This is a genomic window from Micromonospora sp. CA-111912 (assembly GCF_050948415.1).
Lineage (GTDB): Bacteria > Actinomycetota > Actinomycetes > Mycobacteriales > Micromonosporaceae > Micromonospora.
In genome coordinates this window covers 4551322-4577236 of record NZ_CP192007.1, presented here as the reverse complement: position 1 = coordinate 4577236, position 25915 = coordinate 4551322, and the positions used below count along the sequence as shown (strand labels likewise).

General features: G+C 70.8%; 21 protein-coding genes. 17 read left to right on the top strand and 4 right to left on the bottom strand.

What is annotated here, in order from left to right; genetic code table 11:
• The first annotated feature begins 740 nt into the window (after positions 1-740).
• From ACQPZO_RS19060 to ACQPZO_RS19020, 9 genes are all read left to right on the top strand, one after another.
• The gene (locus ACQPZO_RS19060; RefSeq protein WP_433342791.1) at positions 741-2879 is read left to right on the top strand and encodes a hypothetical protein; all 2139 of its coding nucleotides are present in this window, start codon (positions 741-743) and stop codon (positions 2877-2879) included.
• 47 nt (positions 2880-2926) lie between these two features.
• Positions 2927-4636, top strand: a complete 1710-nt coding sequence (gene pelF, locus ACQPZO_RS19055) for a GT4 family glycosyltransferase PelF (RefSeq protein ID WP_433342789.1) — start codon at positions 2927-2929, stop codon at positions 4634-4636.
• A 53-nt stretch (positions 4637-4689) separates the two neighbouring features.
• Entirely contained in the window at positions 4690-6165 is a 1476-nt protein-coding gene (locus ACQPZO_RS19050) for a hypothetical protein (protein WP_433342787.1), read from the top strand.
• A 37-nt stretch (positions 6166-6202) separates the two neighbouring features.
• Positions 6203-7006 (top strand): sugar phosphate nucleotidyltransferase, encoded by an 804-nt coding sequence (locus ACQPZO_RS19045; protein ID WP_433351079.1) that lies wholly within the window; start codon positions 6203-6205, stop codon positions 7004-7006.
• Positions 7003-7899 carry an NAD-dependent epimerase/dehydratase family protein gene (locus tag ACQPZO_RS19040; RefSeq protein ID WP_433342785.1) on the top strand — a complete coding sequence of 299 codons (897 nt, stop codon included), beginning with the start codon at positions 7003-7005 and terminating at the stop codon, positions 7897-7899. Before ACQPZO_RS19045 ends, ACQPZO_RS19040 begins: the two co-directional genes overlap by 4 nt.
• Entirely contained in the window at positions 7896-8984 is a 1089-nt protein-coding gene (locus tag ACQPZO_RS19035) for an endo alpha-1,4 polygalactosaminidase (protein WP_433342784.1), read from the top strand. Before ACQPZO_RS19040 ends, ACQPZO_RS19035 begins: the two co-directional genes overlap by 4 nt.
• Positions 8985-9078: 94 nt before the next feature.
• Entirely contained in the window at positions 9079-10422 is a 1344-nt protein-coding gene (locus tag ACQPZO_RS19030) for a nucleotide sugar dehydrogenase (RefSeq protein WP_433342783.1), read from the top strand.
• Positions 10419-11384, top strand: coding sequence for an NAD-dependent epimerase/dehydratase family protein (locus tag ACQPZO_RS19025; RefSeq protein ID WP_433342781.1), 966 nt, complete (start codon positions 10419-10421; stop codon positions 11382-11384). The genes ACQPZO_RS19030 and ACQPZO_RS19025 overlap by 4 nt, the downstream gene beginning before the upstream one ends.
• The gene (locus ACQPZO_RS19020; protein ID WP_433342780.1) at positions 11384-12076 is read left to right on the top strand and encodes a hypothetical protein; all 693 of its coding nucleotides are present in this window, start codon (positions 11384-11386) and stop codon (positions 12074-12076) included. The genes ACQPZO_RS19025 and ACQPZO_RS19020 overlap by 1 nt, the downstream gene beginning before the upstream one ends.
• 229 nt (positions 12077-12305) lie before the next feature.
• On the opposite strand, the gene ACQPZO_RS19015 is transcribed toward ACQPZO_RS19020, so the two are convergent.
• Positions 12306-13922, bottom strand: a complete 1617-nt coding sequence (locus tag ACQPZO_RS19015; protein ID WP_433342778.1) for an ADP-ribosyltransferase domain-containing protein — start codon at positions 13920-13922, stop codon at positions 12306-12308.
• Positions 13923-14131: 209 nt separating this feature from the next.
• Between ACQPZO_RS19015 and ACQPZO_RS19010 the strand changes: the two genes are divergently transcribed.
• A complete protein-coding gene (locus tag ACQPZO_RS19010; protein ID WP_433342777.1) occupies positions 14132-14809 on the top strand; it encodes a macro domain-containing protein in 678 nt (225 codons plus the stop codon).
• Positions 14810-14833: 24 nt separating this feature from the next.
• Here ACQPZO_RS19010 and ACQPZO_RS19005 read toward each other — a convergent pair whose 3' ends face one another.
• Together ACQPZO_RS19005 and ACQPZO_RS19000 are read right to left on the bottom strand one after the other, a co-directional pair.
• Positions 14834-15436 carry a response regulator transcription factor gene (locus ACQPZO_RS19005; RefSeq protein WP_433342775.1) on the bottom strand — a complete coding sequence of 201 codons (603 nt, stop codon included), beginning with the start codon at positions 15434-15436 and terminating at the stop codon, positions 14834-14836.
• Complete coding sequence (locus ACQPZO_RS19000; RefSeq protein ID WP_433342773.1) at positions 15433-16653, bottom strand: sensor histidine kinase; 1221 nt, start codon at positions 16651-16653, stop codon at positions 15433-15435. The genes ACQPZO_RS19005 and ACQPZO_RS19000 overlap by 4 nt, the downstream gene beginning before the upstream one ends.
• Before the next feature lie 121 nt (positions 16654-16774).
• Between ACQPZO_RS19000 and ACQPZO_RS18995 the strand changes: the two genes are divergently transcribed.
• Entirely contained in the window at positions 16775-17155 is a 381-nt protein-coding gene (locus ACQPZO_RS18995; RefSeq protein ID WP_433342771.1) for a hypothetical protein, read from the top strand.
• The gene (locus ACQPZO_RS18990) at positions 17152-17700 is read left to right on the top strand and encodes a hypothetical protein (protein WP_433342770.1); all 549 of its coding nucleotides are present in this window, start codon (positions 17152-17154) and stop codon (positions 17698-17700) included. Before ACQPZO_RS18995 ends, ACQPZO_RS18990 begins: the two co-directional genes overlap by 4 nt.
• Positions 17701-17820: 120 nt before the next feature.
• On the opposite strand, the gene ACQPZO_RS18985 is transcribed toward ACQPZO_RS18990, so the two are convergent.
• Positions 17821-19047 carry a peptidoglycan DD-metalloendopeptidase family protein gene (locus ACQPZO_RS18985; protein WP_433342769.1) on the bottom strand — a complete coding sequence of 409 codons (1227 nt, stop codon included), beginning with the start codon at positions 19045-19047 and terminating at the stop codon, positions 17821-17823.
• A 289-nt stretch (positions 19048-19336) separates the two neighbouring features.
• Here ACQPZO_RS18985 and ACQPZO_RS18980 point away from each other — a divergent pair, with 289 nt between their 5' ends.
• From ACQPZO_RS18980 to ACQPZO_RS18960, 5 genes are all read left to right on the top strand, one after another.
• Entirely contained in the window at positions 19337-20401 is a 1065-nt protein-coding gene (locus ACQPZO_RS18980) for a P1 family peptidase (RefSeq protein ID WP_433342768.1), read from the top strand.
• An 83-nt stretch (positions 20402-20484) separates the two neighbouring features.
• Positions 20485-22191, top strand: a complete 1707-nt coding sequence (locus tag ACQPZO_RS18975; RefSeq protein WP_433342767.1) for an ABC transporter transmembrane domain-containing protein — start codon at positions 20485-20487, stop codon at positions 22189-22191.
• The gene (locus ACQPZO_RS18970) at positions 22188-24089 is read left to right on the top strand and encodes an ABC transporter ATP-binding protein (RefSeq protein ID WP_433342766.1); all 1902 of its coding nucleotides are present in this window, start codon (positions 22188-22190) and stop codon (positions 24087-24089) included. The genes ACQPZO_RS18975 and ACQPZO_RS18970 overlap by 4 nt, the downstream gene beginning before the upstream one ends.
• Positions 24090-24238: 149 nt before the next feature.
• Positions 24239-24901 carry a HEAT repeat domain-containing protein gene (locus tag ACQPZO_RS18965; RefSeq protein WP_433351077.1) on the top strand — a complete coding sequence of 221 codons (663 nt, stop codon included), beginning with the start codon at positions 24239-24241 and terminating at the stop codon, positions 24899-24901.
• Between the two features lie 6 nt (positions 24902-24907).
• The gene (locus tag ACQPZO_RS18960; protein WP_433342764.1) at positions 24908-25912 is read left to right on the top strand and encodes a HEAT repeat domain-containing protein; all 1005 of its coding nucleotides are present in this window, start codon (positions 24908-24910) and stop codon (positions 25910-25912) included.
• The last annotated feature ends 3 nt before the right edge of the window (positions 25913-25915 follow it).

Below are 25915 nucleotides of genomic sequence, written 5' to 3'. Positions count from 1 at the left end.
GGCTGTCGCGCGACTTCAAGGTCTGCGCCCGCCGCGGGCATCCGCCACCGTTCCGGTCCAGCGCGGCGGCGTAGAGCCAGCGGTCGTCGTACCCGATGTTCGGGATTTGCGCGTCCTACGCCACGCGTCCGTCACGTCGCTTGCGGGCCACCACCGCAGGGCCTGACGGTTGACGCCCAACTCCCGGCCCAGCTCCCGGCCCAGGTCACGGGTCGCGCGGCCGAGTCCAGCTCCCGGCGCAAGCATCAGGTGCCCGGCTCGTTCCGACGCCCCGGTGGTGCCCACTTTGTCGCGAGTCAGCCGTAGGGATGATAGGGCTGCCAGTCGAACGTATGGCCGACATGGCCTGAGTGGCCATACTTGCCTCTCAGCAATTGGTGGCGACGAAGCGAACAGCGGACAGTCTCGACCGTTTCGGCCCGACCGGGGCCGAAATTCCAGCCCCGCGCGGCTGGGTTCATGTGAAGCGAATATGAATGACGTGTTACCGCACCTCTGGAAAAGGGCACGTCAACCCGGCTGACGTCAGCGCAAGCCACATTCAAGATCCATCGAAACGTGCTACTGCTTGCGGCTTTTGGATCTTGCCGCACTAGCACCCGTCTACGCTTGCGTCAATGCTCTACATGCGACACAGTCGAGCCTCCGGGATTCGAAAAGCTAATTGCTAGCCTTCGGCGGCACCTTCACAGTCCATAAGGGACTGTGGCATCGGTCGTCTCCTCATCGGAGGTCCCTTCATGGTCCCCATCGGACCTGCGCGCCGTCGCGCGACACGACTCGCCCTCGCCGGGTTGACCGCGCTCACGGTCGTCCTCGGCACTCAGGCTCCGGGCCTTGCCCGGCCGCCGGCCGCGCCGGCCCAGCCGCCGACCTCACCCGGCCTCGGTCAGGTCGCGAACAAGCAGGAGGCCCGCCCCGGCCCGCTGCCCACGAGGTCCGGCACCGTCAAGGTCGCCGAGTCCAAGCAGAGCGCCCGGAGCGGCGGCGTCGGTACTGCGGCACTCAACGACCAGGTCGCGCTCCGGGCGCTGATCGTGGCCACGAACACGGCGGACTTCGGCGTAGCCACGCTCACCACCACCCTCAACCGGGTCGGCGCGGCCTACGACATCATCTACACCGCCACCGATTCGATCACCCCCAGCACGCTCGTCCGCACCGACGGCGTCGGCAAGTACAACGCGATCCTGCTCACCAACAGCATGCAGCTCTACGAGTCGGGCGGTAACTACCTCAGTGGCCTGACCAGCACGGAGTGGAACACCCTCTGGGCCTACGAGCGCAACTTCCAGGTCCGGCAGGCCGCCCTCTACACCAGCTACGGAACCTGGCCGGAGGACTACTGCCTCACCTCCAACGGTGAGAGCGCGGTCGGCAACACGCCCCTGCCCGTCTCGCTGACCAGCAACGGTGCCGCGGTCTTCGACTACCTCAACAGCTCGGCCCAGATTCCCGTGACGCAGTCGTACGTCTACCGCACCTCGATCAGGTCCGGCTGCAGCGCCGACGCTCTGATGACCAACGGCTCCGACGTGCTGGCCGTGCGCTCCACCTCTCCCGACGGCCGGGAGCGGATCGCGCTGACGTTCACCTCGAACCAGTACCTGCTCCACTCGGACCTGCTGGTCTACGGCCTGTTCCGGTGGACGACCAAGGGTCTGCACCTCGGTGAGCAGAAGCACCACCTCAACGTCGACATCGACGACTGGTTCAACACCTCGGACCACTACCACGATGACGGCACCGTCGAGTACAGCCCCGGTTTCCAGGTCAGCGGCCACGACACGGTCAACCTCGACGCGCAGCAGACCGCGCTGCGTACGGCCCACCCGCTGGCGGCCGGGTTCACCTTCAACATCGCGTACAACGGCGCCGACATCGACCCGTTCGCCGGCGCCACGTGCAGCCCCAACGGCGACGCCACCACGCTGACCGCCACCACGAAGTGCCTCAAGAACAACTTCCGGTGGACCAACCACACGTTCAACCACCCCGAGTTGAACACGACGGACTACAACACCAGCTACAGCGAGATCAACACCAACCGGACCGCGGGCGCCGCGATCGGGCTGAACGCCCCGACCACCGTGTTGAAGACCCCCGAGTACTCCGGCCTCGGTGTCTACAACGACGACCCGGACAACGACACCGGCCCGCCCACCGATCACGGGTTGGCAGCGTCCAACCCCGCGCTGCTGGAGGCCGCGGCGGATCTCGGCATCAACGCGGTGGCCGGCAACATGTCGTTCCCCAGTCACGTGCCGGCGAACTTCAACGGGGCCACCGCACACCCGCTGGACCAGAGCATCGCGGTGGTGCCGTGCTGGCCGACGAACATCGCCTACCACACCACCACCCCGGCGGAGGAGACGGTCTTCTACAACTCCTTCTACGGCCCGGACGGGCTCTTCCCCTACTGGCCCACCAACCGCACCTTCCCCCAGGTCCTGGACTACGAGTCCGGGGTGGCGCTGCAGCACGTGGCGTCCGGCTCGATCTACGCGCACACGTTCCACATCGCCAACGTGCGCGACTACGGCGCCGGCAAGAGCCTGCTCACCGACTGGGTCAAGGACGTGCTCACCAAGTACGACTCCTTCTACTCGGTGCCGCTGCTGAACTCGGCATGGCCGGACATCGCCGCGTACACCAAGGCGACCACGGCCCACTTCGCCGCCCGCAACGCCGGGGCCGAGGCGATCTACGACCGGACCACCGGTGACATCACGGTGACCTCGCCGGCCGCCGGCACGCTCCGGCTGGGCGGTGTCACCACGGCCACCGCGGGTGCCAGCACGTACGGCACCGACGTGACCGTTCCGGTGACGCTCGTGGCGAACACCGCCGTGACGTTCGACGCCGCTCCTCGCCTGTAGAGCCTGGCAGCGACAAGCAGTGACGCGAAGGTGAACGGGAGCAACTGGTGAGGATCGCTCTGGTCTCGGAGGGCACCTACCCCTATGCGATGGGCGGCGTGAGCATCTGGTGCGAGCAGCTCATCCGGGGGATGCCGGACTATCGGTGGGAGGTCGTGGCGCTCACCGTGGACGGTACCGAGGAACCGGTGTTCGACCGGCCGGCGAACCTTGACCGGGTGCACTCGATCCCGTTGTGGGGCGGACGGCCGCCAGGCCGCCGCCCCCAGCGGGGGGTGCTGGTCCCGTCCGGACGGCCCGGCGCGGAATTCCTCGAGTCCTACGAGGTGTTTTTGCGGGCGCTGGTCACCCCACTGGAGTCGACCCGTTCCCAGGCTGGCTCGGTCAACCGGAGCACCTTCCTGCTGGCTCTGCGCGGCATGTTCGAGTACGCCGCCGGCGGTGGCGACCTGAGCGCGGGCCTGCTCTCCAACGACGCCCTGAGGATGATGCTGGAAGCCTGGCACACCCTCCGGGTCGACGAGACCGGGCCCGCGCCCAGCGTCGCCGACGCGCTGGAGGCGGCCTGGCTCATCTCGCACATGATGCGGCCGCTGAGCGCGCCGCCGGTGCGCGCCGACATCGTGCACTCGTCGATGAACGGCCTCGCCACGCTCGTCGGCATGGCTGCGACGTGGACCTACGGCACGCCGCTGGTCCTCTCGGAACACGGCATATATCTCCGTGAGCGGTACATTTCGTACCTGAATGACAGCGCACCGCATCCGGTGCGGGTGCTGGTGCTGAGCTTCTTCCGCTCACTCGCCGGTGCGGCGTACCTCATCACCGGCGCGCTGGCGCCGCACTCTCAGTACAACCGGCGCTGGCAGTTGCACAACGGGGCCGACCCGGAGCGGATGTGGACGATGTACAACGGCGTCGACCCGGACGAGTTCCCTCCGGCGGTCGGTGAACCGGAGGTGCCGACCATCTCGTTCATGGGCCGAATCGACCCGCTCAAGGACCTGCACACCCTGATCCGGGCGTACGCGCTGGTCCGCGCGGAGATCCCGGCCGCCCGGCTGCGCATCTTCGGCGGGACGCCGGCCGCCAACAAGGTCTACCACGCCAGCTGCCAGGCGCTGATCGACGAACTCGGGCTGACCGGCCACGCCACGCTGGAGGGCCGGGTCGGCAACGCGGTCGAGGCATACCACGCCGGCAGCCTGGTCGCGCTGACCAGCATCTCCGAGGGCTTCCCGTACACGGTGGTGGAGGCGATGGCGTGCGGACGGCCGACCGTGTGCACCAACGTCGGTGGCGTCGCCGAGGCGGTCGGTGACACCGGATTCGTCGTCGCTCCGAGGGACGTCGCCGCCGTCGCCGACGCCTGCGTGCGGATGCTGCGGGACCGGGACCTGCGGCTGCGGCTCGGTGCGGTCGCCCGGGCCCGGGTCCTGGAGAAGTTCACCCTGCAGCGCTCGCTGCAGGCGTACCGCAACATCTACGAGGGGCTCGCCGTGCCCCGGACGGTGTCCGCTCCGCCGAAGCATCTGCGTGGCCAGGCACAGGGCTGGGTCAAGGTCCCGGATCGCAAGATCCGGCCCGGAGTGGCACCCGTCCCCGCCCGCGTGCCCCGACAGCGTGGCCCCGAAGAGTACGGATCCACCGCGTACCCGCCGCGCAGCGACCCGAACTCGTCCGTGCGTCCGGCGGTGTCGTACTCGGACGGCGAGTCGACGGTCGGGATGCTGCGACCCGCCGGCGGCCGGCGATGAGCTCCCGCAGGGACGCTGACGCCACCGACCCCCTGTGGCGGCCCGGCGTCACGATGACCACCGAAGCGTCACCGCGCCGCGACGACCGGGCGGACGAGCCCGAACGCACGATCCTGCTGCCGAGGATCTCCACCGATCCGGTCGACGACCTGGTCGAGCGGGTCCGGCCCCAGCTCACCCGCGTGGTCGACGCGCTGCAGGTCGCCGCCGCACTGGAGGCCGACGGGCACACCGACCGGGCCGCCCAGGTCGAGTACGGCTACAGCGACGTCTTCGTACTCGCCTCCGAGGTGTACCGGCGGATGGGGCCGATCTCGCCGGTCGTCGACGGGGCACGCACCTCGCCGACGAGCGGCCACGGCCGCTGGAGCGACCTGCGAACGATCTCGCACGGCCTGCTCTACGTGCTGCCGAGTGGCGCGTTTCCGGCCGTGCTGGCGGTCGTGGGGCGACCGGGCCTGGTGCTCGGGATGATCCTCGCCGGGACGCTCGGCTGGATCTACTCGGGCGTGATCGCCTACTCGGCATACCGACTGCTCGGCCTTGGCCGGCCACGCTCGGCGAGCCGGGTACTGCGGACGGCCGCGCTGACCGCGCCCCTGCTCGGCATGGTGGCCGGCGGCGCGGTGCTGCCGTACGGAGGCCTGTCGCTCGCCGCGATGATGGTCTTTCAACTGGCGTACCAGCTGGCCAGCACGCTACTGATCTTCTACCGGCGCGAGTTGTGGCTGGCCCTGGCGATGATCCCGGCCTTCCTGTTCGGGGGGGTCTACCTGGTGTCCGGCGGCACGACGCAGCAACGGTGGGCCGTGGGCTCAGCGGCTGTCGGCGTGCTGGCGACCCTCGCCGCAGCGCTCTGGGTCGCCCAGGCTGCCGCCCGGGCCGAGGAACCGGCACCACGGGATCCGCTCTGGCCGGAGGCGCCCGCGCTGCTCGGCGTCGCCGGTTACGGGCTCTGCTCCGCGGCGCTGCTCTTCCACGCGCAGGCGCCGTACCTGCTGGGCCGGTTGGACCTCGCGGCGGCGGCGGTACCGCTGATTCTCTCCATGGGGTTCGTGGAGTGGCGGACCAGCCTGTTCTGGGCGAACGCGGTCGCGCTGGCCCGGCACACCCACGAACCGCGCGGCTTCGTCGCCGGGGTCTGGCGCATGATCGGCCGGGAGGTCGCGGCATGCCTCGCGGTGCCGGTGGTGCTGGGGGCGGCGCTGCTGGCCGGGCTCTCCCACGCGGGCATGCTCTCGACCGCCGGGGTGGTGATGACGGCCGCGCACGTGGCACTTGCCGGTGCCTACTACCTGGCCTTCCTGCTGGTCGGCCGGGGCCGGTACGGCTGGCTGTGCCTGTCCATGGCGGTCGTGATCGTGCTGCACACCGGAGTCGGCGCGCTGCTCGGCGTCGCGCCGTTGCTCGGGCAGGGCGGCCGCGCGCTCGCCGACACCTCGCTCTACCTGGGCAGCGTCGTGCTGCTCCAGGTGCTGTTCGCGCTCGGCCTGGTTCCGGTGATCGGTCAGGTCCGGCACTACCGATAGTCCACTCGAGGCCCTTGGGGAGGTCCGGTTGCACGCGGTGATCCTTGCCGGCGGCAAAGGGGTGCGGTTACGGCCGTATACGACGGCGCTGCCGAAGCCCCTGATGCCGATCGGCGACAACCACTCGATCCTGCAGATCGTGCTCGACCAGCTCGCGGCGCGCGGGTTCACCTCGGTGACCCTGGCGATCAACCACCTCGGCCCGCTGATCCAGGCGTTCGTCGGGGACGGCCGCCGGTGGGGGCTCGTCATCGACTACGTCGAGGAGGACAAACCGCTCTCCACGGTCGGCCCGTTGTTCGGGCTGAAGGACAGGCTGCCCGACGAGTTCCTGGTCATGAACGGTGACATCCTCACCGACCTGGACTACGGCGACCTGCTCCGCACCCACAAACTCTCCGGCGCGGGGCTGACGCTGGCAACCTCCGAGCGGGTGCACCAGATCGACTTCGGCGTGCTGGACGTGGACGCCGGGCGGATCGTCGGGTTCCGGGAGAAGCCGGCGCTGCGCTACCCGGTCAGCATGGGCGTGTACGGGATGTCGCGGAAGACGCTCGATCCCTACCCGGCGGGGCTCGCCTTCGGCTTCGACCAGCTGGTGCTGGACCTGCTCGCGGGCGGCGACGCCCCGGTGACGTACCCGTTCGACGGGTTCTGGCTGGACATCGGCCGGCCGGAGGACTACGACGAGGCGAACCGTTCGTTCCCACAGCTCAAGCCGATCCTGTTGCCCGCCCACCCGAGGCCGCTGGGGGTGGCCCTCGGTGACGGGACGGCCGCCGGCGGCCCGCTGGCCGGAGCAGACCTGTCGGCCGTCGTGCGAGCCGGAGAGTTGACGTGACGCGGGTGCTGCTCTTCGGAGCGTCCGGCTTCATCGGTGGGCACGCGCGTGCCGCCCTGGAGTCGGACCTGCGGGTGACCGAGGTGATCTGCCCGGGCCGGGCGACCTTCGACCTGCTCCACGGCGAACCGGACGCGCTCGCGGCGATCCTGCGCGAGGTCGCCCCGGATGCGGTGGTCAACTGCGTGGGCGCCCTCACCGGCTCCGCCGCACAACTGGTCACGGCGAATACGCTGGTCGCGGCGAAACTGCTGGAAGCGACCGCCGCCGCGGTGCCGCAGGCCCGACTGGTCCGGCTCGGCTCGGCCGGCGAGTACGGCCCGGTGCCGGATCGTGCCTCGGTCACCGAGGAGGACCCGGCGCAGCCGGTCAGCGCGTACGGCGTCAGCCACCTGGCCGGGACCAGGCTGTTCCAGCTCGCCGGCGAATCCGGGCAGGCCGACGCCGTTTCGCTGCGGGTCTTCAACCCGATCGGTCCCGGTATGTCGGAGGAGAACCTGCTCGGCCGGGCGGCGGCGCGCATCCGTGGCGCGCTGGCCGATGGCGCTCCGGAGATCACCCTGGGGCCGCTCTCGGCGTACCGGGACTTCGTCGATGTGCGGGATCTCGCCGCGCTGATCGTCGCGGCGGTGCTCGCGCCCGAGCTACGGCACCGGGTCTTCAACGCGGGCAGCGGCCGGGCGATCACCGCGCGGGACGCGGTCGAGCTGCTGGCCGGCACGGCGGGCTACCGTGGCCGGATCCGCGAGGTCGGTACCGGGCCGCAGCGCTCGATGGCGGTCAACTGGATCCGGGCCGACGTCAGCCGGGCGGACCACGAGCTGGGTTGGTCGCCGGTGCGCGACCTGGCGACATCGATCAAGGACATCTGGGCCGCGGGGGAGACGCGGTGAGCCACCGGCCCCCGGGCGGCGGGAACCAGCGGCTCCTCGTGGCCGCCCTCGCCGGGGTGACCGTGCTGGTGGCGGCCGGGACGTGGGGGCTCGTCGGCCGCCGGTCGGACAGCGGTCCGATGTCGGCGACGCCACCCGGCACCAGCACCGCGCCGTCCGGTCCGGGCAGTACGGGCAGTACCGGCTCAGGTCCGGCCGACGTTCCTCCATCCGTGGCGCGGCCGACCGCCCCGGCCACCGTCGTACCCGGTGGTGTCGCCACCACTTCGCCCGCGACGATCACCGACTGGGCCTACCAGCTACAGGGGTACGCCGACGGCCGGCTCGACGCGCTGACCCGGGGCCGATATCAGCTCGCCGTCGTCGACCTGACCCGGGACGGGCACACCGGCTACTTCACCCCTGCCGAGATCGGCGCGTTGCGCCGCAGCGGCAAGCGAGCGCTGGCGTACTTCGAGATCGGCAGCATCGAGAACTTCCGCCCGGAGTACCCGGTGATCCGCCGCGACGCCCGGGACCTGCTGGCCAACGAGTGGCCGGACTGGCCCGGAGAGTACTTCGTCCGCTACTGGGATCCCCGCTGGTGGGAACGGGTCGTGCGGCCCCGGGTCGATCAAGCGCTGCGCGCCGGCTTCGACGGGGTCTACCTGGACACGCCGCTGGCGTACGAGGAGATCTCCCTCGATGCCACCCAGGGCCGCGACCGCGCGCGGCTCGGTGCCGAGATGGCTGCCCTGATCGTCAGGATCAGCGAGTACGCCAAGGCCAAGCGGCCGGGTTTCCTGATCGTTCCACAGAACTCACCCGAGCTGCGCGAGCAGTCGGGCTACACCGCCGCCGTCGACGGCATCGCGATGGAGGAGCTCTTCTACCTCGCGACGGACGAGCCGTGCACCCAGAGCTGGTGCGCGGAGAACCTGGCGCACACCCGGGCGCTGCGCGATGCCGGCAAGTTCGTGCTCGCGGTCGACTACGCCGTGCGCGCCGACCACGTACGCGGGGCCTGCCGCCGTTACCGCGCGGAACGGTTCGCGGGCACGGTCACCGTCCGGGCTCTCGATCGGCTCACAGCCCGCTGCGGCTGAGTGCGTCGCGGACGGCCGGGCCTCCGCGACGTGAGGTCCGAGCACCGGGCCTCACCTCAATCACGACACACATGAATGGAAAGGGACAAGACGAATGAGCACAAAGATCGGGGTCGTCGGCCTGGGCTACGTGGGGCTCACGCTCACCGCCGCCCTCGCCGACAAGGGCTTCACGGTGTACGGCGCAGACGTGTCACCGGCGGTGCTGGAGTCGCTCTCCCGCGGCCGGCCGCACATCTTCGAGCCCGGCATCGAGGACGTCTTCGCCGCCCACATCGGCAAAAACATCCACGTGGGCGCCGCCCTGCCGAAGGACACCGTCGACGTGGCGGTGATCAGCGTGTCGACGCCGGTCGACAACATCACCCAGCGTCCCAATCTGGCGAACCTGGCCGCCGCCGCCCGGGTCGTCGCCGCCAGCTGCCGCCCGGACACCCTGGTGGTGGTCCGCAGCACGGTGCCGGTCGGCACGAGCCGCCGGGTGGTGTTGCCGGAGCTGCGGGCCGCCTGGGGCGAGCAGGTCCGGCTGGTGATGGCGCCGGAACGGACCATCCAGGGCCAGGCGCTGCGTGAACTCGTCGAGCTGCCGCAGGTGATCGGCGGCCTGGACGCCGAGAGCCTCGCCGCCGGGATCGAGTTCTTCAACGGACTGGTGCGGGCCGTCGTACCGGTGTCCGGACTCGAGACCGCCGAGCTGGTGAAGCTCTCGAACAACTGCCACACCGACCTGATCTACTCCTTCGGCAACGAGATCGCGCTGATCGCCGAGCGGCACGGCCTCGACCCCTTGGAGGTGATCAACGCGGCGAACGTCGACTACCCACGCCCGGACCTCGCCAAGCCCGGGTACGTCGGGGGTGGCTGCCTCTCCAAGGATCCGTACATCATGATCGACAGCGCGGGCGACCGCCGGCCGTTCCTCGTCGGCAAGGCCCGCCAGCTCAACGAGTACCTGCCCATCCATGTCGGTGAGACCGTGGTCCGGATGCTGATCGAGGCGCGCGGCCGTAGCCTCGGTGCGCGCCTGGCGGTGCTCGGCTGGGCGTACAAGGGCTGGCCGGCCACCGACGACATGCGCGGCACCCCGATCGCCACCATGATGCGGGTCTTCTCCGCCGCCGGCATCACTGTCCTCGGTCACGACCCGATGGTCACCGACGATGTGATCCGGCAGTACGGGGGCGAACCGGTCAGCCTGGACAAGGCGTTCACCGACGCGGACGCGGTCCTGATCATCAATGACCACCCGGACTACCGGGCGATCCAGGTCCCGGAGGTGCTCGGCGCGGCGCGGCCGGCGTTCATCTACGACTCGTGGCGGGTGCTCGACTCCGCCGCGGTCATGGCCGCCGGGGTCCGCTACGCGGGCCTTGGCTACCTGCCGGCCGCCCCCGTCGCATCCGGGTCGGCCGCACCGGCGGCGGAGGTGCCGGCATGAGGGCGCTTCTGCTCGGCGGGGCCGGCTTCATCGGCCTGCACCTCGCCCGTCGCCTTGTCTCCGACGGTCACCAGGTGACGATCGTGGACGACTTCTCCCGCGGCCGTGACGACGCCGACCTCGACCGTCTGCGGAGCGACCCGGCGGTGCGGGTGGTCTCCGGGGACCTGACCGCCCCGGACACCTGGGCCGCCCTACCGACGGGCTGGGACCAGATCTACCTGCTCGCCGCCGTCGTCGGAGTCCGTAACGTGGAGCAGGATCCGGCCCGGGTGGTCCGGGTCAACACCCTCTCCGCGCTGCACCTGCTCGACTGGGTGGCCCCTGGCGAGCGGGTCTTCTTCGCCTCCACCAGCGAGGTCTACGCCGGGGGTGTGACGGCCGGGGTGGTACCGGTGCCGACGTCCGAGGCCGTGCCGACGATGATCTCCGACATCTCGGCGCCGCGCTTCGCGTACGCGGCCAGCAAACTGCTCGGTGAGGCCGCTTTCCTGCACACGGCCCGTGCCCGCGGTTTCGAAACCGTGGTGGGCCGCTTCCACAACGTGTACGGATCACGGATGGGCGCCGACCACGTCATTCCGGAGATGTCCCTGCGCGCCCTTCGGGGAGCCGACCCGTTCCCGGTCCCCGGCGCCGACCAGTACCGGGCGTTCTGCCACGTGGACGACGCCGTCGAGGCCATGCTGCGGCTGATGGCGGCCCCGGCCGCCGCGAGTCAGATCGTGCACATCGGCAACGACCGCGAGGAGACCAACATCGGAGACCTCGCCAAGCTGGTCCTACGCGTGGCCGGGGTGAGCCCCGCCATCGAGCCCGAGACGGCGCCGCCCGGCTCGGTCGCCCGCCGCTGCCCGGACCTGTCCCGGCTACGGGAGCTGACGGGCTACGAGCCGACCGTCAGCCTGGAGGAGGGCGTGCGCACCACCTTCTCCTGGTACCGAGAGCACGGGTGGCGGTGATGAGCCGACGTCCCATCTGTTTCTACTACGGCGACGGGCAACTGGACCACCTCGCCGGGTACGTGCGGGTGGTCCTGCAACCGGATTTCTACCAACCCACCGAGCTGCGATACCTCGCGGAGCAGGACGTGCAGACGCTCGCCTACCTCTCGCTGTCGGAGGACCAGGGCCCGCCCGCGCCCTGGCAGCGCCAGGAACGTAACCCGGACTGGGGCGGAGCATTCGTCCAGGTCGGGCACCCGCTCTGGGTGGCGCACGTTGTCGGTGCGGCGAAGAAGGCGATCGCCCAGGGCTACGCGGGGCTCTTTCTGGACACGCTCAATGTCGAGCTGACCTATCCCGAGGACGTGCCACACCTGCTCACCCTGGTCGCCGCGATACGGGAGGAAGCCAAGCCCGCGTACCTGCTGGCCAATCGGGGCTTCGGCATGCTGCCCCGGCTGGCCGAGATCGTCGACGGCATCGTCTTCGAGTCGTTCTCGGCCCGTTGGACCGAGGACGGCTATGCCCCGTGGCCGCCCGACGTGCTTGAGTTCCATGCCCAGATCGCCGAGCAACTGCTGCAGCTGGAACTGGACCTCTACAGCCTCGACTACGCCGACAGCCAGGGGTTGACCGAGTTCGCCGAACGCAGGGCCCGCCAGTTCGGTCTCCAGTCCTTTGTCAGCGACCGCGCCCTGTCCAGGACCTGATCGCCTGACCTTCGTCGCCCTCCCCGCCGGGCTGGGGCTGGAACGCGCGAGTTGCTCCCGACCGCGCGACCGGCTTCAGTTCGGCGCGGAGGGCCGGGCACCCGTCACCCTTTCGGCCGCATACGCGTCAAGCCGTTGCGTGGCGGGCGTATCTGCTCAACAGACAATGATCCTGGCGGTGGCCCGCCCCGCTTCCCCCGGTGCCGGCGGGCCACCCTGCCGCGCCTGCTCACGCCACCAGGTGCTGCTCGGCCAGTTCGGCCAGCCGCACGGTGCACAGGCCGTTGCGTTCGGCCCGCACGTCGGTCACCTGAAGCTGCGTGCCGGGGGCGAGGATGAACTCCTCCTCGCCGGTGAACGCGGAGAACCTGCGGATGCCCACCGCCCGCACGGGAAGCACCTCGAAGAGCGTCCGCTTGCCGCGGCTGCCGAGGAACGCCTGGGCCACGCTGAGCTTCGACGTGCACGAGGACACGCCCCACCACGTCACGGTCTGGCCGAGCGGGTACTGCGCCCGCAGGTCCAGCGACACCCCGCGCCACAGCGGCTCCCTGCGGGCCGGAAGCCGTGACACGGCCGAGAACAACAGGCGCAGGTACGGCAGGTACGGGAGGATCCTACTGCGGTCCGGGTCACGCAGGGTGGCGTTGATCTGCCGGTAGAACGCCGACTCGCAGGTGTACAGGTAGAGGGCGGCGACCTCGTCGACGGACAGGCCGTCGGCCCCGCCGTTCACCTGCGTCTCGCCGAACCGGCGCGACTGCTCCACGTGCCGGTCGAGCCCCGACAGCAGCTTGGCCACCGGTTCGGCGGCCTCGCGGAAGTCCATGAGGGGGGTGTCGAACACGCCGGTGATCGCGGGGAGTACGAGCCCCTCGTCCTTGACGCTGGCGAGCCGCTCGAGGTAGAGCTGGTGCAGCTCCATCGTGGAGGCAATGAACGCCCCCATCCGGTCGGCCATGCCCGCGTCCGTGCCTCCGGCTTGCCCAGTCAGCGTGCTCCACCCCTTGCTGGGCAGCCAGTCGATCTCGTCGGCCCCCAGCGTCCTGAGGGCCGTGTTCACGTCGGCGAAGTGGTTCCCGTCGCAGAAGATGTCACCCTGTGCCGCGGGGTTGGGGTGGTCGATGTGCCGGACCTCCACCTCGGGGTACTTCTCCTCGAGCCGGAGCACGATCTTCTTCAGGTTGCGGGCGTGCGCGCCCCACCACGCGAACACCACGCCCCGGTCCTCTTCGTCGGCGTGCTGCTTGGCCCTCAGGATCTCCTCGACGAGCTTCTCGACGACCGGTTGCCAGAAAGCGGTGTGCTGGCCGGTGGACATCGCGCCGTCGCTGCTAGCGGTGAGTGCCGCGTTCAGCAGCAACACGCCCTGCGTGAGCATCGCCTGGAACCACTCCGGCGGCTGCACGGTGTCGTGTTCCTTCAGCAGGGCGCGAATGTCCCCGATCGGCGTCTTCTTGGGGATGCCGTGCTTCCACATCGCCGCGGCCTTGATGATGCAGCGAATGGTGACGACCCTGCCGAACTGGCTGTCGGCCCAGTCGTGGAAGGTGTTGTCGAACATGGCGATGCCGGTGGCGCTCTCGGGCCGCGGGTACGGGTTCTGGCCGAAGACGACGACCTTCCACTTGTGCGGTGGGTTGGGCTTGAGCGCCTGGAAGGTCAGTTCCCGGACGGGTACGACCTTCGGGGCGCGGCCCGGGCCGATGAAGGTGGCCGCGGCCGGCTGCGCCTCGATGACCGGTTTCAGGAGCGGCAGCCACGGCTCGCCGCCGCCCTTGAAGAGTTCGGCGAGGGCCAGCGGATCGGTCGGGTCGGACGGAGTGGGGGCGTCGGCGCCGGTCATCGTGGACTCCTGGGGTGGCGGCCCGTGCCGGTGGCGCGGCACGGGTGATCAAGGTGGGGAAAATTGTGCCGTGCGCCGGTTCTCCAGGCGCGGTCGGGAAGCAGGACCACCGACCCGGCGGTGTCTCCGCCCCGGATTTCGTCCGCCCGCAGACGCGGTACCTTGATCCACGTCGGATGCACCCCTTCCCGCCACCACCGGAGTGAGCCATGACCACCGATATCGAAAGACCCCTGCTGAAGGTGGTGCTGAAGGACGTCAACGCCAAGGTGGTGACGGCGTGGCGGGCGGCGTTCGCTGACACCCCCGAGGTCGAGATCCACAAGGGGTCGATCACCAACGAGCACGCCGACGCCTGGGTCAGCCCCACCAACTCGACCGGCCGGATGGACGGTGGGGTCGATGCGGTCATCAAGCGGCACCTCGGGGCGGGGATCCAGCTACGCGTCCAGCGCGCGATCCGCGATCAGTTCGGCGGCTCGCTGCCGGTCGGAAGTGCCGTGTGTGTGCCGTCCGGGGCGACCAACCCGAAGTTCCTGATCTCGACGCCGACGATGGAACAGTCGGTGCAGAACGTGAGCGAGACGTTGAACGTGGCCCTGGCGTGCGCCGCCGCGTTCCAGGCGATCCACATGCAGAACGAGAAGGAGCCGGGCAGCATCACGTCGGTGGTGCTGGTCGGCATGGGCGCGGCGACGGGCCGGGTGGTGCCGCGGGTGTGCGCCAATCTGATGTGGACCGGCTACACCCTGTTCAACGACTACCACTTCCGGGACTACGACGACCTGCGGAGGACCATCCGCGAGCAGCTCGACGGCATCGAGAGCCGTCCTGAGCAGGAGCGGGTACGGGTGACGCCCCCCACGGCACCCGACTCTCACCGATGACGCGGTGAACCCCGACCGACCCGGCTAGATCCAGCCCTCCTGCCACGCGCGATGCGCGGCCGCGTGACGCGAGCTGACGCCGAGCTTGGTCATGGCCGCAGACAGGTAGTTGCGGACGGTGCCCGGGGCGAGGTGAACGTGCGCGGCGATCTCGGTGACCGAGGCACCCGTCCGGGACGCGCGCAGCATCTCCAGTTCGCGCTCGGTCAGCGGACAGGCGTCCTCGGTGAGGGCGGACGCGGCGATCTCCGGGTCGACGTACCGCCGGCCGGCCGCGACGTCGCGGACGATCTCCGCGAGCCGGGTGGCCGCTGTGCTCTTCGGCACGAAGCCGCTCACCCCGGCGGACAACGCCCGGCGCAGCACGGCCGGCCGGGCATGCCGGGTGACCAGCACGATCCGGGTGGGCAGCACGGCCCGGATCTCCTCTGCGGCGCGCAGCCCGTCGGTCGGCGGCATCTCCAGGTCCAGTACGGCGATGTCGGGCCGGTGTTCCAGAGCCAGGCGCGTGGCGTCCGTGGAGGTCGACGCCTCGGCTACGACGGTGATGTCGGGCTCCAGCCCGAGCAGCGCCGCCAGGGCGCCGCGGAGCATCTCCTCGTCGTCGGCGAGCAGCAGGCGGATCATGCCGCACCCACCGGCAGCCTCGCCGCGACGACGAAACGGTCCCCGTCGTGCCGCCAGGTCAGGTCGCCACCGGCCGCGGCCAGCCGCTCGGCGAGCGTGTCCAACCCGGTGCCGGCCGCCGTGCCGGGCACCTCGACCGCGCCGTCGTTGCTCACCCGCAGGTGGGCCCGGCCGCCGTCGACCCGGTACTCGACGTCGGCCCGCGCGGCGCGGCTGTGGCGCAGCACATTGGTCGTGGCCTCGCGCATCACCAGCCCGAGCAGGTGCCGGCCGGACGCGGACAGGCTCTCGGCGGCCGGCCGCAGGTCCATCCGCGCGTCGATGTCGGCGGCGGCGAGCACCCGGGTCGCGTTGGTGATTTCCTCCTCCAGTGTCGTGCGGCGGTAGCCCTGCACCAGGGCGCGGGTCTCCCGCAGCGCGTCGGTGGCCAGTTGCCGCACCTCTCTCATCTCGGCGGCGGCCCGGGCCGGGTCGACCTCGGCCAGCCGCGCCGCCAACTCGCTCTTCACCGCGATCACCTGAAGGTGGTGGCCCTGGATGTCGTGCAGGTCGGCGGCGAACCGCAGCCGTTCGTCCTTGACCGCCAGTTCCCCGGCGAGCCGCCGCGCCTGGTGCAGCCGGCCAGCGACGTCCCACGCCCACAACGGGCCCAGCGTCGTCCAAGCGGTGAAGGCCGTCAGGCCCAGTGGGAACGCCGCCGCGTAGAGCAGGTCACCCTCGCCGGAGCGCAGGCAGACGAGCGTGCCGGGAACCGGGGCGACCGCCACCGCGCCCGCGACGAGCGCCCGTCGGCCCGGCGCCGTCAGGAACGCCGCGCCGATCGCCACCACCATCGCCGGGGCCACCGCCCACAGCCCGTACTCCCGGAAGGCGAGCTGAATCGCGCCCAGCACCGCGGCGCCCGCGCCCCCGGCGATCAGCCATCCGGCGGGCCGGCCCCGCACCGCGGTGCCGGTCACCGGCACCAGCAGCCGGTTGAGCAGCACCACGCTCGCGACGACGGTGACGGCGAGCGCGGCGCCGCCGACGCCGCGGGCCCAGGCCGGCACGCCCCCACCCAGCAGCCAGTCGCCACTGAGGAACACCAGCACGCTCACCACGGCCCCGGTCAGGGTCCACCAGGTGTACCGGCGAAAGCCCGTGAGCCCCGTCCCGTGCGCGATCGCCTCGTCCACCACGCGGCCATTGTCGCAGTTGACCGGCGTGACAGGTGTCATGAGATCTCGTGCCGAACCCACGCCCCCACATGCGGGTTCGGCACTACTGGCGGTCCGTCGCCTCGCCCAGTGTGGACGGTGCAAGTTCACCCCTTGTCCATACCCGGAGGAGAGCAGTCAGATGAGGCGCCACTTCGTTCGGCACTACCTGGAGATGGTCGCCGCGATGGTGGTCGGCATGCTGGTCCTCGGCGCGGCCCGCGCCGGGGTCCTCGCACTCGCCGGCGTCGACCACTCGGCGGCGAGGCACCCCGAGATCGCCGCGCTGGCCATGGCGTTCGACATGTCGGTCGGGATGGTCGTCTGGATGCGGTACCGCGGCCACGGCTGGGCGGGCACGCTGGAGATGACCGGCGCGATGTTCGTACCGGCCGTCGTCCTCGCGCCGCTGAGTTGGCTGAGCGTCATCTCGGGCGACCAACTGATGATCGCCACCCACGTCGTGATGCTGCCGCTCATGCTCGGCGTCATGCTCCGTCGCCGCGAGGAGTACGCGCGATGAGCCGCACCATCCACACCCTGGGTCGGCGCTGGCCCACGCTGCTGGCCCTCGCGTCGGCCGCGCTGTCCCTGGGCGGCGGCGGCGACCGCGCCGGCCAGGTGGCCGGGCTCGGCGAGGTTCTCCTGATCCTGCCCCTGCTCTATCTGGTCGTCGCCAGGGCGGGAAGGCGGGGCCTCTCCTGGATCGTGCTGGTCGCCTCTGTCCTGCTCATCATGGGCCTACGGCTGGCGGAGGTCCCCGCGACCGCCGTCATCGTCCCGATCGCCCTGGGCGCGCTGATCTGGAGCGCGATCGGTGGGCACGCGCTGCGGCCCGGCATGATCCGGATCCAGGCGCTGGGCATGCTCGCCTTCGGCGCGCTCGCCCTCCTCGGGCTGGCCGTGGACCCCGACCTGGGCCGCTACCTGGTGGCGGCCGGCTGGCTCTTCCACGGCATCTGGGACTTCGTCCACCTCAAGCTCGACAAGGCCGTGGCCCGCTCGTACGCCGAGTGGTGCGGCGTGTTCGACGTCCTGATCGCGGTCCAACTGGTCGTCCTCGGGTAGTCGATCTCAGGGTGCCCGCATCTCTGGGGAGGCCCAGCCGCCCGAGCTGGGCAGCCCGACGCCCAGCGGGCGGTGGGAGCGAACCCTCGCTCGCACCGCCCGCTGAGCGTGGGGTGGCCGTCAGGTGGTGATGGCGACCTTGCTGACCTGCCCGCCGCCGCTCATGGTCAACCACGAGGCGTAGGCGCCCTGCTTGGCGAAGAAGTTACCGCCGCCGACGAACGCGAACCAGTCCTGACCGCTGACCGCGATGTCGCTGACCTGCCCGCCTGCGGCGATGGTGAGCCATTCGGCGTAGATGCCGTTCTTGGCGTAGAAGTTGCCGGCCTGTTGCCAGCCGATCCAGTTGCCGCTGAGTGCGACCTTGGTGGCGCCGCCGGAGTTGATGGCCTGCCAGGAGGAGTATGCGCCGTCCTTGGCGTAGAGGACGCCGGCCGAGTTGACGAATGCGAACCGGTTGCCGTTGATGGCGATGTCGCTGACCTGTCCGCCTCCGGCGATGGTGAGCCAGGGGGCGTAGATGCCGTCTTTGGCGTAGAAGTTGCCGGCTTGCTGCCAGCCGATCCAGTTGCCGCTGAGTGCGACCTTGGTGGCGCCGCCGGAGTTGATGGCCTGCCAGGAGGAGTACGCGCCGTCCTTGGCGTAGAGGGCGCCGGCCGAGTTGACGAATGCGAACCGGTTGCCGTTGATGGCGATGTCGCTGACCTGTCCGCCTCCGGCGATGGTGAGCCAGGGGGCGTAGATGCCGTCTTTGGCGTAGAAGTTGCCGCCCTGCAGCCAGCCGATCCAGTTGCCGCTGAGCACGACCTTGGTGGCGCCGCCGGAGTTCACGGCCTGCCAGGACGAGTACGCGCCGTCCTTGGCGTGCAGCACGCCGGCCGAGTTCACGAACGCGAACCGATCGGGGACCTCATCGGTCGGCGTCAGGTCCTCGAACGCCAGGTTGATGGCAGCGCCCTTGGTGACCGTGCCGCCGCAGGAGTAGGCCGGGGTGATGTTGTACACCGCGCCGTTGCGCCGGATTTCGAAGTGCAGGTGAGGGCCGGTCGAGTTGCCGGTGCTGCCGACGTACCCGAGCACCTGCCCCTGCCCGACCCGCTGCCCGACGGCGACGGCGGGCTGCTGCACCATGTGCAGGTATCTGGTCTGGTAACCGCTGGCGTGGGAGATCGTCACCATGTTTCCCCCGCCGGCGGTCCAGCCGGCGAAGGCGACAGTGCCGGTGTAGGCGGCGCCGATCGCCATCCCGCTGTTACCCGCGATGTCCGTACCGTAGTGATCGCTGTCGATGCCTCCGCACCTGTTCGAGAGCACTCCGGTGACCCGCCCGCCCACCGGCTGGATCATCACCCCGGCTTGTGCGGACGCCGGCTGGGCCGGTACGAGCGCAAGTCCGCACAGGACGGCCGCGGCGACCACGAGTGCTCGCAGTCGCCTCCCCACTGTCTCTCCAGTCACGCTATGCCCTTTCCGCGATCTTCTCGACATCGATACAACGCTGCGGGTGAATATAGACGCGTCCTCCTGGTTGCCGGCTGCCGCCCGGCGTCGTGCCGGTGCGAACCTGGGCCGGGCCGGTGCACCGACCCGACGATCGTGGGTACCGTGCCAGGCTGACCACGACGACAGGAGTGCGGTGGACCAGAAACCACGCCGGGCACGGGACCTCGGCATCGCCGTCGGTACCCTGCCGACCGGCCCGCTCAACGCCATCACCGACGTGGCCGACGTCCTGGTCGGTCACGTCACTGTCGACGACGGCGCCGACCTGCACACCGGCGTCACCGCCGTCGTGCCGCGCCGGCTCAGCGCCGGGCACCCGGCGCTTCCGGCCGCGGTGTACGTCGGCAACGGGTACGGGAAACTCGTCGGCTCGACGCAGGTGGACGAACTCGGTGTCCTGGAATCACCGATCGTGCTGACCGCGACCCTGTCGGTCTTCCGCGCCGCGGACGCCCTGCTCACCTACCTGATGGGCCGGCAGCCGGCCGGAGTGTCGTTCAATCCGCTGGTCGGGGAGACCAACGATGCCCACCTGTCCGACATCCGCCGTCGCCCGGTGACCGAGCAGCACGTGCTCGATGCCGTCGAGCACGCCTCGGCCGGTCTGCCGGCGGAGGGCTGCGTCGGCGCGGGCACCGGCACGACAGCCCTGGGTTTCAAGGCCGGCATCGGCACCTCGTCGCGCCGGGTCAGCGTCGACGGCGCCGTCCATACCGTCGGCGCCCTCGTCCAGTCGAACTTCAGCGGCATCCTCACCGTGCTGGGAGTCCCGATGCCCGCTGCCGAGCTGGTGTCGCAGCACGACCGGGCGGAGCCGCCCGGCAACTCGTGCATGATCATCGTGGCCACCGACGCGCCGGTGGACGCCCGTCAGCTCGGCCGGCTCGCCCGCCGGGCCGTGTTCGCCATGTCCCGGGTGGGTGCGGCGTACACCAACGGCAGCGGCGACTACGCGATCGCCTTCACCACGGCACCGCAACCGCAGCAGCCGCTACCCGACGCGATGATCGATCCCCTCTTCGCCGCCGTCATGGACTCGGTCGAGGAGGCACTGCTCAACTCGTTGTTCATGGCCGTGACCACCACCGGTGTGCGAGGCAGGGTGCAGCATGCCGTCCCGCACCACCGCGTGCTCCAGCGGCTCGGCACCGCAGGCCGTGCCGGGCAGCGCCAAGGCCCCGGCGTCGCCGGGCATTAGGGCAGGCTAACCTGTTCCTTGATCGCTGGGAGGGCGCAGCTCGTGTACACATTTTCCTTCGTTCTCGCAGGGGCCTGACGCTCATGACCGGCGATGGGATCAGCGGTCGGGTGGTGCTGCGCCGCGCCCTGCGCCGCCAGCGCGGTCGCGTGGTGGCCGGCATCGCGCTGCTCTGCGTCCATCAGGCCACCGAGGCCCTCGTTCCGGTCGCCATCGGTGTGATCATCGACCGTGCGGTCGCCACCGGGGACGTGCGTGCGCTGCTGCTCTCGCTCGCCGGTCTTGCCGTCCTCTTCACCGTTCTCGCCTTCGCCTATCGAACCGGCGCCCGTCAGGCATTCGCCGCCGTGGAGCAGGAGGCACACCTCCTGCGGGTCGAGATTGCCGGGAGCGCCCTCGACCCGCGCGGACGCCGCTCGGGTCTGCGCGACGGCGAGCTGCTGGCCGTCACCGCCTCCGACGCCGAGCTGTCCGCCCACGTCGTACGGGTCGCGGGGTTCTGCGCCGCCGCGCTCACCGCGCTCGTGGTCGCGGCCGTCGCGTTGCTCGTCGTCGACGTTCCGCTCGGGCTCGGGGTGCTCGTCGGGGTGCCGCTGCTGGTCCTCGCCCTGCAACGGATGGCGCCGCTGCTCACCCGGCGCAGCGCGTCTCAGCAGGAGGCCCTCGCCGCCACCACCGCGCTCGCCGTGGACCTCGTCTCCGGCCTCCGCGTGCTGCGCGGCATCGGCGCCCAGGAACACGCCGCGCGCCGGTACGCGGTCGCCAGCAGCCACGCCCTCACGGTCACCCTGCGTGCCGCCACCACCAAGGGCCTGCACCTCGGGCTCACCACCACGGTCAACGGTCTCTTCCTCGCGGCGGTCGCCGGCGTCGCCGGTTGGCTCGCGCTGCAGGGCCGGCTCACCATCGGCGAGCTCGTCGCCGTCGTCGGGCTGGCCCAGTTCATCGCCGAGCCCGTGCAGACACTCGGGTACGGCGTACAGGTGTTCGCCATGGCCCGCGCCTCCGCGGGGCGGGTTGCCCGGGTCCTCGGTGCCCCGCCGCTCACCCGGCCGGGAACCGCCGGGCAGCCGGCCCCGGACCCGTCACGCCTCGCCCTCGACACGGTCGGGTACGCCGGACTCGACGGAGTGTGCCTGCGGGTCGACGCCGGTGAGGTCCTGGGCGTGCTCGCCTACGATCCGAGCGAGGCCGAGGCGCTGGTCGCGCTGCTGTCCGGCCGGGTACCCCGGGAGGACTACCGGGGAACGCTGTACGTCGACGGCGTGCCCGCCGAGGAGCTGCACATCGATGCCCTGCGCAGCACAGTCCTGGTCGAGCAGCACGACGTGGCGTTGTTCGAGGGGACGCTGCGCGCCAATCTCGCCGCGGACGCCAGCATCGACGAGACGGTCCTGCGCGCCGCGGTGCGGGCTGCGGCGGCCGAGGACGTGCTCGCCGCGCATCCGCACGGGGTCGACCGCCTGCTCACCGAGCGGGGGGCGAACCTGTCCGGCGGGCAGCGGCAGCGGATCGGGCTGGCCAGGGCGCTCGCCGCCGACCCGCCGGTACTGGTGCTGCACAACCCCACCACGGCGGTCGACGCGGTGACCGAGCTGATGGTCGCCGAGGGGTTGGCCTCGGCTCGCGGGGCGGAGGCCCGCGGCACCGTGCTGATCACCAACAGTCCGGCTCTGCTGCGGATCACGCACCGGGTGGCCGTGATCGACCGTGGGCGGGTCATCGCCGAGGGCCCTCACGACCAACTGCTCGCCAGCGACGCCCGCTACCGGGAGGAGGTCCTGCGGTGACCACCGACGAGTCGACCACGATCGGCGTTGAATCCAGGCAACTGCTGCCGACGGCCACCGCCCGGCAGACCTGGGCCGCCCTCCGAACGGAGTTCGCCCGGCTGCCCGGGCTCAGCGTCGCCGCCGCCACGTTGCTGGTCGCCGCAGCCGCGACCGGGCTCCTCGCCCCCTGGGTGCTCGGTCGCCTCGTCGACGACGTCATCGACGGGGCCGACACGCCACGGATCGTGGCCTGGGCGGGTGTGATCGCGGGCGCGGCGTTGCTCGCCGGGCTCCTCACCGCGGCCGGCGCCGCGGTCGCGGCACGCCTCGGCGAGACCGTGCTGGCGCGGCTGCGGGAGCGGGTCCTCGACCGCGCCCTGCACCTGCCGTCAGCCACGCTGGAGCGAGCCGGGACCGGGGACCTGGTGGCCCGCGCCGGCGACGACGTGGCCGTGGCGACGAATGTGATCAGCACCAGCGGACCCGCCTTCCTCGGTGCGCTGCTGTCCATCGTGCTGACCTCGGCGGGGCTCTTCGCCCTCGACTGGCGGCTCGGCCTCGCCGGGCTGGCCGCGGCCCCCGCCTACGCGTTGGCGCTGCGCTGGTACCTGAAGCGCTCGGTTTCGTACTACGCGCGCGAGCGGGTGGCGACCGGCGAGCGGGCACAGGTGATGGCCGGGGCGCTTCGTGGGTCGGCGACCGTGCGCGCCTACCGGATGGAGGACGCCCACGTCGCCCGGATCGCCGAGCGCTCTGCCGTGGCCCGCGACCTGTCGTTGGAGATCTTCAACTACCACACGCGTCTTGGGCTGCGGATGAACCGGTCGGAGTTCGTGGGGCTCGCCGCCGTGCTGCTCGCCGGTTTCCTGCTGGTCCGCGACGATCTGGTCACCGTGGGAGCAGCCACCACCGCCGCCCTCTACTTCCACCGCCTCTTCAACCCCATCGGCCTGTTGCTGCTCCAGTCGGACTCCGTGCTGCAGGCCGGGGCGAGCCTCGCCCGGCTCGTCGGCGTCACCTCACTGCCCGGCCCCGCTTCCCCCGACGCTTCCGCTGCCCCCGACGGCGCTGGGCCCGCTCGTCGGGGACGGTCCGCGACGGCCGGGCCGGGCGAGCCCGAGCCTGCGGCGCTGGAGCTGGTCGTCGCCCGGCACTGCTACGACGACGGACCAGTGGTGCTGCGGGACATCGCCCTTCGTCTCGCACCCGGGGAACGCGTCGCTCTCGTCGGGGCGAGCGGCGCAGGCAAGAGCACGCTTGCCGGCATCGCCGCCGGAATCATCGCGCCCAGCCGCGGCTCGGTGCGCCTGCGCGGCGTGCCGCTGGCGCAACTGGGGGAGCGCCGCGTCCGTCGCGAGATCGCCCTGATCAGCCAGGAGGTGCACGTCTTCGCCGGGACGCTCGGCGACGACCTGCGCCTTGCCGACCCGGACGCCACCGACGCCGAGATAGCCGCAGCCCTCGACCTCGTCGGCGCCACCGCCCTTCTCCGTACCCTGCCCGACGGCCTCGCCACGAGCGTGGGGGAGGGCGGACGGCAGCTCACCGCCGCCCAGGCCCAGCAGCTTGCCCTGGCCCGTCTCGTCCTCGCCGACCCCGCCGTCGCGGTCCTCGACGAGGCCACCGCGGAGGCTGGCAGCGCGGGCGCGCGTGACCTCGACCGCGCCGCCACGGCTGCCACCGAGGGCCGCACCACGCTGATCGTCGCCCACCGGCTCAGCCAGGCGGCCACCGCGGACCGCATCGTTGTCATGGAGCACGGTCGCATCACCGAGCAGGGCACGCACGGCCAGTTGCTGGAGGCGGGGGGCGGGTACAGCCGGCTGTGGCGTTCCTGGAGCACGCCCGGTCTCGTGGTCCCGCAAGGACGCGAGAGCGAGGAGTACGTCCAGGCGTCGGCGCGGGGGGAGAACTGACCCCTCCCGCGCCTCGACCACGGTGTGACGCCAGCGAGGTTGGCCTCGGGCGGTGGGCTGAGGGTGCCTGGCCATCTCACGGCATGGCCGCTTGACCTTGACACAGTGACAAGGTCTTCACTGTGCCCAAGGAGGTGGTCCCGATGACCATGCCGAAAGAGGACACGAACACGGTGCGGGCCCTCCAGGGGCTGGCGAACAGCAACTCGTCGGTGCGGCTGCGGGCAGCGCTGGCGGTCGGCACGACCCCTGACCCGCGGTTCGTCGACAAGCTCATCGAACGATGCGCGACCGAGCCCGATTTTTCCGTGCGCGAAATGCTCACGTGGGCACTCACCCGCCACTCGTCGTTGCTGACGGTCCCGAAGCTCATCGGTGAGCTCCGATCGGAGCGCGCGCAGGCACGGAGCCAGGCGTTGCACACGCTGTCCAAGATCGGGGACCGGCATGCGTGGCCGGCGATCACCCGGGCGCTTCTGACCGACGCCGACGACGAGGTGGCGCGGAGCGCCTGGCGAGCAGCGGTCGTACTCGTCCCCGAAGCTGAAGAACCCGAGTTGGCCGGAGTGTTGGCGACACAGCTCGGGCGCGGCGAGCGTGAGATGCAGTTGAGCCTCAGCCGGGCGCTGATCGCGCTCGGTGAGGTGATCATGCCGACCGTACGCGCCGCGACGGCGGATCTCGATCCTCGCGTGCGTCAGCACGCGATCGCCACCGAACGGCTGTTGCGCAACCCGGATGCCGGATTCGAGTTCGCGATCGAGGAGGCGAAGCGCATCGTAGCCCTCGGCGGGACCAGCCAGGAGGGGTGACAGGCAGTGTTGATCGGTGAGGTGGCACGACGGTCCGGGGTCAGCGCCCGCATGCTCAGGCACTACGACTCGCTCGGCCTGGCGCGGCCAACGGGTCGTACCGAGGCCGGCTATCGGGAGTACTCCAGCGAGGACATCCGGCGGATCTTCCATATCGAGAGCCTGCGGTCATTGGGGCTGTCGCTGCGTGAGGTCGGGCGCGCGCTGGATGATCCCGGCTTCACGCCCTCGGAGCTCGTCGACGACCTCATCCGTCGGACGCGGGAACGCATCGCGGGGGAGACGGAGCTGCTTACGCGACTCCGGCGGACCGGTGCCGCGCAACCCGCAGACTGGGAGGACGTCCTCCAGATCGTCGCACTCCTCCAGGCATTGGGGTCGGAGAGCGCTGGAAAGCGCCAGCGCGCGGCCCTGTCCTCGGCCGTAGAGGTCCCGGTGCCAGTGGAAGCCCTGGTGGAGGCAGCGCTGAGCGAGACGGACCCGAACGTCGCCGGAGCCCTTCGATGGGCTCTGGCGCAATCGGGCGACGGCGGATTGGCGCTGCTGACGGAGGGCCTCGGCTCGCCGGTAGCGGAGGTGCGGAAACGTGCCGTCCAGTCCATCGCCGAGATCCCGAACGGTGACGCGACCGCACTGCTGCAGGACGCCCTCACGGATCCCGACATCGTGGTCCGCAGGTGTGCGGCCCTGGCGCTCGGGACACGCGGAGTAGCCGAAACTGTACCCACGCTCATCGAGATGGTCGTCGAGGAGGCGAATGACGTCGACGCAGCCGATGCGCTGAGCGCGCTGGCGAGTGATCCCGCGTTGGCGGCTCAGATCGCTACCAGGCTCGTTGACTGCCTCGCCCACGGCACCGTCGGATCGTCCGCACGTCGACGGCTGACACAGGCGCTCGCGGACATCCCGGGGATCACGGCGTCACGTGCCCTCGCGGATCTGTCACATGACGAAGACCACGCCGTTGCGCTTACCGCGACGTACATTCTCAAGCTGCGCAGCGCGCGATAGGAC